Here is an 11,617-nt window from a genome sequence, read left to right as displayed (position 1 = left end):
GACATCAAAAAGAAAGGACTCTTTGGAACGATTTCTTGTAGCCCTTTGGTCTCGCGAAAAGAGAGGGGGTCTCATGTTTCCCTGAGATTGCATTGCCATTCCAGCCCAATAATGGAAGGGAGGTATAAATTGGAATCTCTATACAACTCCAAGAGTGGACAGAAATTCGGTTATATTGTCGTTGTTAACAAAGGGGAAAAAGGCTACGTTGGAGGATTCTTGTGTGCCGACGAAAATGGTGTTCCGATCGAGTTCTGGCATACGACTGAGTCGCCTATCAAGACAAATCGTATCCAGGAACTACTGTACGGGGCAACGCTCAAGCCAGAACTTCTCGGTAGACACATTACTGGTTCACTACTATCCGATGAACACGGAAAACCAAGGGTAAGACTTCCCGTGCTTTTCACCGAAGAAGAGGCGATCTTGCGTGGCTTCGACGTTGCCGGAACCGCAGTGGTATTAATTCAACGTGCGGACTCCAACTTTGGTCCCGACGATGTGCCAACCTGTCGACGAATAGTTACAGCATCTGGCGAGGTAGTCATACGGTGGAGGCAGGAGGCCACAGCAGAGGTGGAGCAGTTAATTCCGAGAGTAGAATCGGTGGAAGTGTTGGAGCCATTTGAGCGCATCCGTGTTCTCCTGGATGAACTCTCCAAAAAATAGCCTAAGAAAAGCAAGGAGCAAAGATGCCTCGCACACGAAAGCACATTTCGTTCTGTGCTCGCATCATAAGAAAGGTTTCCCCGCTTCCATTCCCTATCGCGACAGAGGTTGGATTTAGGACGTTCTGGGGCATTGATACCTACGTCTTGACCATTTCGTACGAACAGCCGGTCAGCTGCGCTACGAACTGTGAATCGGCATGCGATATCAAGGCAGTATGCGTTAGGCCGCGAACGCCTGGAGTCATGCCAAAATCTATTGATAACCTTAGGCTAGATACATTGCTCTCATTGGTACTTCATCCTGTCTCTTTCTCGTCCCCCCAGCCTGCAATACAGGAACAACGCTTTGTGGCTGCTAAATGGCTGTCTCACGGGTTCTTGCCGCAGATTCACTCTGTGTCACTTGAAATTGTGACTATTTTCAGCGTCGTTGGCAGCAAGAAAGGTGATGGCTTGCCTATTCTTTGCACACAATCAATTATAGTGTTTGGCAGTCTTTCCGTGCTTGACACTGCACCCGCTGAAGCCGGTTTCCCAGACATTCGCATCAACCAAGAAGAGCATGGCTTTACAGGCTCGCATGCCGTCAGGCTTCTTCCTATCCAGTCAGTTTCAAGCGTTTCCTTGGAAGGTGCTGTGCTTAAACCCAGGATGGACAAGTGCCAAAGCGAGGCGGCCGCTTTTCCACCGACATTCTGTTCACCGCTTCTCATGCGATTGTCTCCGAGTAATCGGACTGATCATCTTGCTGGGGTACATAACGATCTATTGTCTCGCATAAGAAAAGGGTTGCGGTTCATAGGGGAAGTTGACAAGGGTATCCAAGAGTTCGAACTGCTGTGCGAAGAGTTACGTTCTTGGGTGAGAGCCTACGGGCCAAGAGCTGCAACGAAAAGGATATGGGCTGAATACCCTGGTGCGGCAGCATGTTTCGTTTCCTTGGCTGGGGCATATGGGTACACCCACGGCGAGTATTGGGGTTTTGCGCTACGTGTTATCGGTATCCCCTGCACTCCACAATACCAACGAGATTGTGGACAGCAGTTTCTTTGGTTTATCCTCGCCTTCGGCCTGAACCCATCCCATGAAGTTGGGCTTCACTATATCGGGCCTATTTTATGTCACGCTATGCTGCCCAACGATTGCTTACCGGAGGTCTTTGGGCAGCTACTGGAGCCTGCCGTACGCTCACCTTCGTGGACGGGTCTTTCCGCAGAAGACCTCATTCCAGCATGGCTTAGCCAACCCACTAGATTTGTGGGCGTCGATAAGCCCGTATGGCAGTTTCTGAAGCGCGGGGGACAAGTGGCAAGGCAAATTCTTTCCGAAGCCATCAGGATGGTACGAAAACGTTTCGAAACAGGCACAATTCCTCAGGCCTCGGACTTAGGGCTACCCCAGCGCATTGTACAATGCTATGAGATTTGGCTGAACCAACACAATGATCCCCCACCACCCCGCAGCCCTTGCCTAAAGTTGGACCCTTATTCGGGGATTCTGCTCGCCTTCCCCGAGCAGAAGCTGCCCATCGACTCTGGGGGACAAATTTGCTCCTGGGAAGTTTCCGCTTGTGGGCAGAGGCTGCGGGGACCAAGTGATTATGCCCAACGACGTGGCGAGGAAGCGGTATTTGCTGCGCACGAAATACCTGCTTCCCCTGACGGGCCTTATCAGATTCAACTTGTGGTCGACAAGGAAACCATTGCTTCTTGGTCTATCAATGCCATGTGCATTCAGAAACCTTGGAAGTTTTTCTCTGGAAGGAACTGCAAGGAATTAGACGTCTCACGCTCCCTTCGCGCGGAGCCCACGTGGATTGTGATTCCCCCTAATTGTGCCGTGATCGTTCGAGATTTCCGTGACACTGCATTACCTGATGTGGAAATTCAACTCTGCCATTTGACGGGGGAATGGATGGGGTACAGGGCGAAAGAGATCGACTTGTCCGGGGCTTCTGTTATCGAACTCAGCTGTGGGAATTGTGCGGACGTACTGAAGGTTGATCAGCCGGAGGGTGAAGTCGCTTTTTCCGGCGGTGATCTACTCCAGAACACTGAGACCAGCGCTGACAATACGGTCCTTTTCGGCAGCACGCCTCCCCATTTAGCTGTGCGCACGAAGCTCGGCGAAGAGATCAATTCCCTTGAGAATGTGAGAATGCGTATTGCCGGCTGTGGAATTCGGGGAGTTCTTACTATCGAACTGACCCCAGCCGATCTCTCATCGAGTTCACAGTCGGGCGTGGGCGAAATTGTTATCGACCTCCGGGACTTAATCCCTCCCGAGTTATGCCCTGGATATCTGGCGATTATTTTATGGCATCGTGAAAAACGAGTGGCAAATTTTCGGTTCCGGTGGGTACCAGATTTAAAGTGGGAATGGCAACAAGATGGAAGAGCAGTAGCAATCTATTTACCCGAGGGTGTGACCCTTTCCGAAAGCCTCTCTTCTATACTTTCGGGACCCCCAGAGCCAGCAAACGGCTTCCAGGTAATCCCGATCCCCGAAGGACGTCATGATGTTGAGTTGGTGCTCACGTGGCATAGTCGCGGCTTCCCGCCATTATCAGTGCCTCTTAGGCTTGATGGTCCCCGATGGGCCTTCCTCCGACGGCCTTCCGATACACCGGTCTGGCAGGTCACGCCTATTGAAATGATATCCGACAACCTGATCGAAGAAGATAGTCCCTGTGTGCTTTTTGAAATGCGCGACATGACGTGGCGAGAAGCGGAACTACAAGCTCAATGGATTGGTTGTGGCCAAGAGAACACAATCGTTGACTTGGGGGCAGAACAGCTTGCGCGAAAGGACAGATGGTTGATTCGCCTTGCAACAATCAACGATACACTACGCATGTTTCAGAATACCGACTCCCATATCACGGTAGCGGGAACCACTTCGGCGTCTTGTGAGGTGAGGAATGTTCAGATATGTATCATGCACCTTCTGGCTCCCACAATCTTCAGATGGGCAATCATCTTCGGGGGAAATTCTACTGTCGATTGGAGTGAAGTATGTATCGATGTAGACATGGAAAACTTGATCGAGGGGGATTCCCCACATGTAGTTTTTGAGGCCAGAGGGGAGCGTTGGATGGATGCCGAGGTTCGAGTATTTTGGAGGGTCCTTGACCAAAGTGTGCCGTCTAAACCCTTATCTGCCAACGCTTGTGCAGAGCCAGGTAGATGGCACATACCCATAGAGCCTGTTGTAACCTTCGCAGAGGAGTGCGGGAAGTTGGATTCTGAAGTATGGCTGGAAGCAAAAGCACCGAGCTTACAAGGTGGCAGCAAGACTGATATGGCTTTGGTTAGGGCCCATCGGCATCCGGCAAAGCTACTGACCTATGAAGACTGCAAACGCTGGGCTGAGGGGAATAGCTTGCGTACGCTCGCCTTAGACCTCCTGTGCGATCTGCACTACAAATACTGGTTCTCTGTAGACCTCCTTGCCACAGACTGGAAGAAACCCCAGGAATTAATACGCCGTGCGCTGCATACGGTAAGAATTGAATGTCCTGACATTACCGTGACGGAACGCCAGAATACCTTTGCGATGAGCCGAGAGACATACCGACGCGTGTATCCGGTACTGAACGAATGGGACACGCATCGCAGATGGATAGAGTGAGGTCATGAAAAAACACCAGCTTGATCCTCTTGTCGTATCTAGGCGTATACGGGAGGACTACGAACGTTACATAGAGACCGCGTTTCCGATGAGGAATGGACCACTCCGCCGACAGTTCAGGGAACTTCTTCAGCGGCAGGATTTCCTTGTCCGTGGACCATACCTCGAAGCAACACCACCCTTCAAAAGCGGTCGAAACATACGCGAATTGGCATCAGATGGCGTATTAAGCCACAATTTTATTGCACTAGATGGCCCCGGGTTTCCGAATTACGGCTACCCTATTGATCGAAGGCTATACCAGCATCAGGATCGAGCCATTACAAAGGTGCGGAATGGGCGCAACGTGGTGGTGGCTACAGGAACAGGCAGCGGCAAGACCGAGTCGTTCCTTCTACCTATCATTGATCATCTGTTGCGCGAATGTGAGACTGGAACAATAAAAGCCCCGGGGGTCCGTGCTTTGCTTCTGTACCCCATGAATGCCTTAGCAAACGACCAGCTCAAGCGGCTACGCAGGCTGCTACAAAAGATGCCCGAAGTAAGCTTCGGACGATACACGGGACAGACACAGGAGCACCAGGACACAGCGGAGCAGGACTTCCGGCACGTGTTTCCCCATGAACCGCGCATCGAGAATGAACTCATCAGTCGTGACGAAATACGCGATCATCCGCCCCACATCCTGTTAACCAATTACGCAATGCTGGAATACCTCCTTTTGCGTCCTAAAGACACTCCCCTTTTTGACGGGATACTCAGCGGTTCCTGGGCGTTTGTGGTGGTAGATGAGGCGCACAGCTATAGCGGAGCGGCCGGAATGGAAGTCGGTATGCTGCTTCGACGTCTTAAAGATCGTGTCGTTAAGAGCCGACAGGGTGCTCTGCGGTGCATCGCGACAAGCGCTACCCTCGGCGGAGGGAGGGCTGATTTCCCGCGTGTCGCCGACTTCGCCACTGCTTTGTTCGGAGAGATGTTCGAATGGGAAGAGCAGGACAAAGATCGACAGGACATCGTAGAGCCGAGCATACAGGCCGACTCTCATTCATGTGAACCTTGGGGAGAACCCGATCCTGCACTCTATCAGGCATTCCAGGACCATTTAGAAAACCTTCAAGCGATGGCAGAGATTGCTCGCGAGCACAACGTACCAGATGAAGTAGTTGATCAAGCGGTCAAGCAAGCCGGAGGGACGTCCGATTGTTTTCTTTACTGGATACTTCATGGTGACAAGCGCGTGCAATGTCTGAAAACAATCCTGAGATCCAAACCCGCATCCCTGGAGTCTGCGGCAGCGGAAGTAGGGGTCTTCGGGAAGGAAAGCGCAGGCTCCCTCCTCGCTCTGGTCGGTCTTATTTCACTGTGCGTGCAAGCAAAGCCTGAGGCTGATTCCGCCCCGCTGATTTCTGCACGCTACCACCTATTCTGCCGTGCACTGGAGGGAGCCTTCGTGACTTTCCCTGCATGTGAAGAGCCGGTGCTCCACCTCGAACCCGTAGATCGAACGGAGGAACAGGGAGTTCCGTGCCAGGCTTTCGAGATTGCAACCTGCACCCGCTGCGGACACACGGCGCTTGCCGGTACGCTCGAAACTGATCATCTTCGAGAGGATGGAACCGTGGCTTCCGGTCCTTGCCTTCGACCACTACGGCCCTCCGAGAACGAGCGACCTGGGGAAAAGAGCTTTTTCTCTTGGGATGTCCCCCCAGACTCCGAGGTCGATGAAGACGAAGCGGCCCTTTCGGATGCGGAACCTGATCTCTTGGTATCGAATCCTGGGACGATCTGCGCTGCTTGCGGAGCGTTCACTCGAGGCATGACTGAGCCTGTGTGCACTTGCGACTCCAAAAGACACATTGTAGTCTACGAAGCCCCCCTCCGGGATGGTCGTTTAGCTACCTGCCCGGCATGTGGCGCGCAGACTCCCTATGAGGATATTGTTCATCGATTCTACACGGGCAAGGATGCGCCGGTGGCAGTTCTTGCGTCATCTCTTTACCAGCATGTCCCACCAGATTCGACATCGAGCCGGCCGGGTGGCAGCCGAAAGCTGCTGATCTTTTCTGATAGCCGCCAGGATGCGGCATACTTTGCACCGTATTTGGAAACTACCCACCAAGGCCTCTTGCAGCGCAGTATAATAGTTAAGGCGCTCACACTCCATGGTGAGAGATTTGGTCGAGAACCAGCTCGTCCTATCGGACTTGCTGATACCTTATTGCTCGAGTTGTCTCGTAATCTCAATATCTTCCCCTCCCCTGGCGATGCGGCGCGCGAGCAGAAGGAAAGATGCAGTTGGGTCTTCCAGGAGCTACTCGCCCTTGATAGGCGATTCGGGTTAGAAGGCACGGCACTCCTCAAAGTGGGCTATACCAAGCCTTCAGAGTGGAGACCACCACACAGTTTGATGCGAAGCCCATGGAGTCTTAGTGAGTATGACGCATGGTCTCTCGTCGAGGTGCTGTTGGACACACTACGTTTCTCTGGATGCCTTTGTGTTGAACCGGCGGATATCACTTCCCGTGAGTTTGAGCCGAGGAATAGGCTGGTTTACTGCCGTGAGACAGGAGGGAGCAATACCAGGGGGGTGACACTCTTGGGATGGGTTCCGCAGAGGGATCTTCGGGTACACGTCACGAACCGGCGCTTTGACTACTTGCGTCGCTTACTGGCGAAGTGGAAGGATCTGAAGAAGCGCTTGTAATGGAAGTGCTGCGTGCGGTCTGGCGATCACTTACTGATACACCTATTCTGAAACCTGTGATGCTCTACGATCAGAACCTCGGTGTAGCCTATCACCTTGATCCCAATTTCGTCGAGATGCGTTTGGGAACGACGGCGCAGATAGAATGGACGCGTTGCTCCGTCTGTCACGCTGTAACTCCCATAACACTTAACGAAGTCTGTCCGACGATGGGCTGCTCAGGTGCAATGCAACAGTTTGACCCAGGCACGGAGCTTGAAAATCACCACTACCGTCGCTTGTACGTCGGAATGCATCCAGTGCCTATGATAGCTTCTGAACACACGGCACAGTGGGGTGCACGGAAAGCCGCTGAGATTCAACAGAAGTTCATGGACGGTGCAGTCAACGTTTTGAGTTGCTCAACTACCTTTGAGCTTGGGGTAGACGTGGGGGACCTGCAGGCTGTTCTTATGCGCAATGTTCCTCCAACGACGGCCAATTACGTCCAGCGAGCTGGGAGGGCTGGGCGGCGAACCGCTGTTGCTGCCTTTGCGCTTACCTATGCACAACGGCGGCCGCACGATATGGCCCACTTCATGAAGCCGGAACAATTCATCAGCGGAAAGATCAAGCCCCCAGCTGTCGAGATTCACAATCCCAAGATCGTGAGGCGACATCTACACAGTGTAGCACTCGCAGAGTTCTTTCGCCGACACCCTGAAACTTTTGAAAATGTCGAGAAGTTTTTCTGCCATGGGACAACAGGAATTACAGCACCAGCCGAACTGGTGCATATGCTAGCAGAAAGGCCAGGCGACCTGCTCGCATCGCTCTTGGCTATCGTTCCACCGGATCCTGAAATTCTGGCCGAGTTTCGCCTCAAAGAATGGGGCTGGGTGCCGCAGCTGATTCAAGTGGATAAGGGTGGTCAATTTAGTGGCGTCTTGGGGCAAGCGGCTGTGGAAGTCCGGACCGATCTTGCTGAGTATGAGAGATTAGAGCAAGAGGCAAGCGCCGCCCGGAAGTATTCAAAGGCATCGGCCTTTAAACGACAGGGAAACAATATTCGCCGCCGTCAGCTTCTTGGTTTTCTGGCCTCTCGAAACGTACTGCCCAAATACGGCTTTCCTGTCGATGTAGTTGAGTTGCGCTTGAAGCCTGCCAGCGACGTAGCGCAAGAACTGGAACTCCAGCGAGATCTGAAAGTAGCCATCTCTGAGTATGCCCCGGGGGGCGAGGTCGTGGCAGGGCACCGCTTGTGGACAAGTACCGGCATCCGACGTCTTCCCGGTCGTGACCCTTCCGAGTTCGCTTACGCGGTCTGCCCACATTGTGGGCGATTCCATAAGAATAAACAATACGAAACCCTGCCGGGGATATGTGAGGCCTGCGGCGGGGTAATGCGAGGACGCGGGTCTCGCTCCGGGGTTTTGGTAATTCCGCAGTTCGGCTTCTTCAGCAACAAAGACCCGGAAAGAGTTGGCCATATTCGCCCTCAACGTTTGTACTCTTCACGTGTCTTCTTTTCGGAGCACGCAAAAGCTGTTACTGACGGCGATTTCCGCGATTTCCCTGAGGGCAGTCATGGTGACCGAAGACCTCTCCTATCGTACCGATTTTCGAGGCAGGGGAAACTCGTAGTTGTAAACAGCGGTATCGCCAACAGAGGTTTTCTTGTTTGCCAGACCTGCGGGTACGCCGAACCAGCACCACTAGGACCAAGCCGAAGAAGTCGGCACCATCAAAGCGCCTTCGACAAGCCATGCAATGGTATCCTGGATTCGCGGCACCTGGGGCATGAATTCCTATCCGATGTTCTGGAACTCCGTTTCTTTGCAGAGCGCCAAAATGATCCGGAGAGGTCGCTGTGGTGGTCTCTTCTTTACGCTATTTTGCAGGGGGCGAGCGAGGCCCTTGGAATTGAGCGTGACGACATTGATGGGTGCCTATATCCTTACGCTGAGCGATATCTCCCACCGGCAATTGTTGTTTTTGACAGCATCCCTGGAGGAGCCGGACACGCGCGACGTATAGGCACGAACCTAAATGCTGTTCTGGAGAAGGCACTATTCCTTACAGCCCATTGCCAGTCGTGTGACAAAGACACTGCCTGTTACGCCTGCCTGAAAACATACGACAACCAATTCTGTCATCACGTGTTGAGAAGGGAGCCAGTGGCAAGATTCTTAGAAGAAGCGCGAATTGGCATTTTATAATTTGTGAACTGCCGCTAAAATCCAAATATATGGCATCGACCATTGGCGTGCCGGTTACGGGGAAACATAGGGATCTTGTTTCCATGTTGACAAGCAAGCACCAGACGGGTACCAGAGACGCATGCGAAGCCAAGCTCGCATGGACGCGTCCGGGCGCTGCATTCCATCGTTATCCGAGGAATCGGAAGCGAGCCATTTTCGGGGATGCCAAGTACCGGGAGGACATGAAAGCCAAGAACCTGGACAAGAAATTCGATGCCTGGCAGGATATTACCGAGCTCCTCGATCTCTCTATAGCCTCATGGCCGGGGCAAGAGCAAAAAAAAGTCATTAGGAAATAATGACCATGAGAAAAATGACAAAACGCCCGACGCATCCGGGCCATATCATTAAAGAAGATTATCTTGTTCCTTTAAGGGTTACGATTAAGGATGTGGCTGAAGCCCTTGGTGTTTCAAGGAAAACGTTATCCAAGATCATCCATGAAAGAGGATCTGTCACGCCCGATATGGCGTTGCGGTTGTCCCGCGCCTTTGAAACCACTCCGGATTTCTGGCTTAATCTGCAGAAGAATGTTGATCTGTGGCGAGCTGAAACAGAGTCGGACGAATGGAAAAAGGTTAAGCCCTTTCCACAAAAGGCGCTCCATGATCCGGATTCGGCGCCTGCCAGAACTAGTTGAAATCACTGGAGTCCGGCTTTCGCCGGAATGATGGCAAACGGCCGTTTTCGACTTCTTACGTGTTTATCGACAATGAAACAACGCGCCTCCCTGTCCTTGGTAGCCTAAAGATAGCCATTTATCCGAGTCGGTAGCCCTTTGCCAACCTTGTCTTGCCTTCTAAGGGATGACTTCCCAGCGAGCGCCCCGTCCTCTTCCGACAAGCCGGACATTGCCCTGTTTTTTCAGCTTCGCGAGAATTTTCTTGATCAACTGGGTGCTGGCCGATGGAAGCTGGGCCGCAAGGTCTCCCAGGGTGAACTGCTCCACTTGAGCGAGAACGGTCCGTTCTACCAGGTCGCTTTTAGCGGGACGGGCCTCCGTCGATTCCACTTGTCGTTCCAACTCCTTGTAGGCAACGCGCAACACGCTCAGAAAGTAGTTCCACCAGGGTAGGAGCCCGTTCTTGCCTTCATGCCATCCCTGGGAGCATTCGGTCAGGACGCCATAGTACTCTTCCTTGCTCTGCTCGACCAGACGTTCCAAGCTGACGTAGCGCGCCACCTGGAAACCGTGTGACTCGAGCAGAAGCGTTGTAGCAAGCCGTGAAACACGTCCGTTTCCGTCCCGGAACGGATGGATGCACAAAAGATCGAACACGAAAGTGGCGACAATAAAAAGTGGTGGCACGAGTTGGTCGTCACAGGCTTCTCTATAATTCCGGCAAAGGGCCTCCATGGTTTTCGGTGTGTCCTTGGCATGAGTGGGAACAAACCTGATTTTCCTCTCGCCGTTCGGCAGAATCTCGATAATTTCGTTGTCCCGCTTTTTCCATTCACCCGCATCGCCGGAAAAACCACCCTGAGCGAGTGCGTGAAGCCGCTGAATGACCGCCGGCATGACGGAAACCTTGCGTTTTCGCGAGAAAATCCAATCCAAAGCCTGCCGGTATCCCGCGAGTTCCTCTTCCGAACGATCCCGGGGCTTGGCCTTTCCCAAAACCACCGGACGGAGCCGATCGGCGGGAATCGTCACGCCTTCTATCCGGTTTGAGGATTCCACACTCTGGATAATCGCCTGTTCGCGCAGAACATCGAGAACCTCCGGTTTCTGCCTCATCCATAGGTCTTGCTTCCCGCGGGCCTCCATACAAGAGCCGAGAAGCCAACCCGTCCCAACCGGGATCGAAATATCAGCCAATTTTTTTTGGTCTAAAGACAACAATGTCGGACACCTCTCTTTAATAGTAGCTTAATAATAGCCCATTCTCACTCCAGTAGCCAATTCATATTTCGAAAATGGAAGGTGCTCCATGTTCTTAACGGGGCGCTTGAAGGAGAACCAACCGCTTAAGCCGGGCCGGGAAAGGACTTGGCGATTTGTAAGTATTCACGGGGGGAAAACTTCTTCCAACGTTTTCCCCCCGTACCCTCCTTTCAAAACGTTTAAGGTCAGCGCCACCCTTCGACAAGCTCAAGGCAGGCTCCTGCGGGAGGCGCCCAGGTGGAAATTGGTCTGTGGGGGAAGTCTCTGAGACAGCGCTTTGGGTCGCCTTTTTCCTCCGTGGAGACTGCATCTGCCCTGGGTCTTTCCGGCGTAAGCCGGAATGACCCCTGTAGTTTGGCCCTTGACTAGTCGAATTTCATGTGAAATTTCCCGTATTGGTTGGAAAATCAAGGGAATCCTCTTGACTTTTTATTCGTCCCTTGGTAACTAGTTATCAAACTAGTTACCAAGGGAGGTGAATTATGGG

7 protein-coding genes are annotated in these 11,617 nt (G+C 52.7%); 6 read left to right on the top strand and 1 reads right to left on the bottom strand.

Annotated features, from left to right (window positions below; genetic code table 11):
- Positions 1–129: 129 nt before the first annotated feature.
- The 6 genes from HY788_23720 to HY788_23695 all read left to right on the top strand — a co-directional run bounded on the left by HY788_23720 (position 130) and on the right by HY788_23695 (position 9,885).
- Positions 130–669, top strand: coding sequence for a hypothetical protein (locus tag HY788_23720; protein ID MBI4777152.1), 540 nt, complete (start codon positions 130–132; stop codon positions 667–669).
- Between the two features lie 350 nt (positions 670–1,019).
- Positions 1,020–4,301, top strand: coding sequence for a hypothetical protein (locus HY788_23715; GenBank protein ID MBI4777151.1), 3,282 nt, complete (start codon positions 1,020–1,022; stop codon positions 4,299–4,301).
- 4 nt (positions 4,302–4,305) lie between these two features.
- Positions 4,306–7,005 carry a DEAD/DEAH box helicase gene (locus tag HY788_23710; GenBank protein MBI4777150.1) on the top strand — a complete coding sequence of 900 codons (2,700 nt, stop codon included), beginning with the start codon at positions 4,306–4,308 and terminating at the stop codon, positions 7,003–7,005.
- A complete protein-coding gene (locus tag HY788_23705; protein ID MBI4777149.1) occupies positions 7,005–9,203 on the top strand; it encodes a DUF1998 domain-containing protein in 2,199 nt (732 codons plus the stop codon). Before HY788_23710 ends, HY788_23705 begins: the two co-directional genes overlap by 1 nt.
- Before the next feature lie 83 nt (positions 9,204–9,286).
- Positions 9,287–9,544: a hypothetical protein gene (locus HY788_23700; protein ID MBI4777148.1), complete on the top strand. Its 258-nt coding sequence runs from the start codon at positions 9,287–9,289 to the stop codon at positions 9,542–9,544.
- Positions 9,545–9,549: 5 nt separating this feature from the next.
- Positions 9,550–9,885: a HigA family addiction module antidote protein gene (locus tag HY788_23695; protein ID MBI4777147.1), complete on the top strand. Its 336-nt coding sequence runs from the start codon at positions 9,550–9,552 to the stop codon at positions 9,883–9,885.
- A gap of 159 nt (positions 9,886–10,044) precedes the next feature.
- Here the strand turns inward: HY788_23695 and HY788_23690 are convergent, their stop codons facing one another.
- Positions 10,045–10,983 (bottom strand): Fic family protein, encoded by a 939-nt coding sequence (locus tag HY788_23690; protein MBI4777146.1) that lies wholly within the window; start codon positions 10,981–10,983, stop codon positions 10,045–10,047.
- Between the last annotated feature and the right edge of the window lie 634 nt (positions 10,984–11,617).

The organism is Deltaproteobacteria bacterium (assembly GCA_016208165.1).
GTDB lineage: Bacteria > Desulfobacterota > Desulfarculia > JACQYL01 > JACQYL01 > JACQYL01.
This window is presented reverse-complemented; position numbering and strand designations above follow the sequence as displayed.

Bases quoted from the DNA above. Each gene is read 5' to 3' on its own strand.
- HY788_23710 (MBI4777150.1), top strand. From the start codon at position 4,306: ATGAAAAAACACCAGCTTGATCCTCTTGTCGTATCTAGGCGTATACGG.
- HY788_23705 (MBI4777149.1), top strand. From the start codon at position 7,005: ATGGAAGTGCTGCGTGCGGTCTGGCGATCACTTACTGATACACCTATT.
- HY788_23700 (MBI4777148.1), top strand. From the start codon at position 9,287: ATGTTGACAAGCAAGCACCAGACGGGTACCAGAGACGCATGCGAAGCC.
- HY788_23695 (MBI4777147.1), top strand. From the start codon at position 9,550: ATGAGAAAAATGACAAAACGCCCGACGCATCCGGGCCATATCATTAAA.
- HY788_23690 (MBI4777146.1), bottom strand. From the start codon at position 10,983: ATGAGGCAGAAACCGGAGGTTCTCGATGTTCTGCGCGAACAGGCGATT.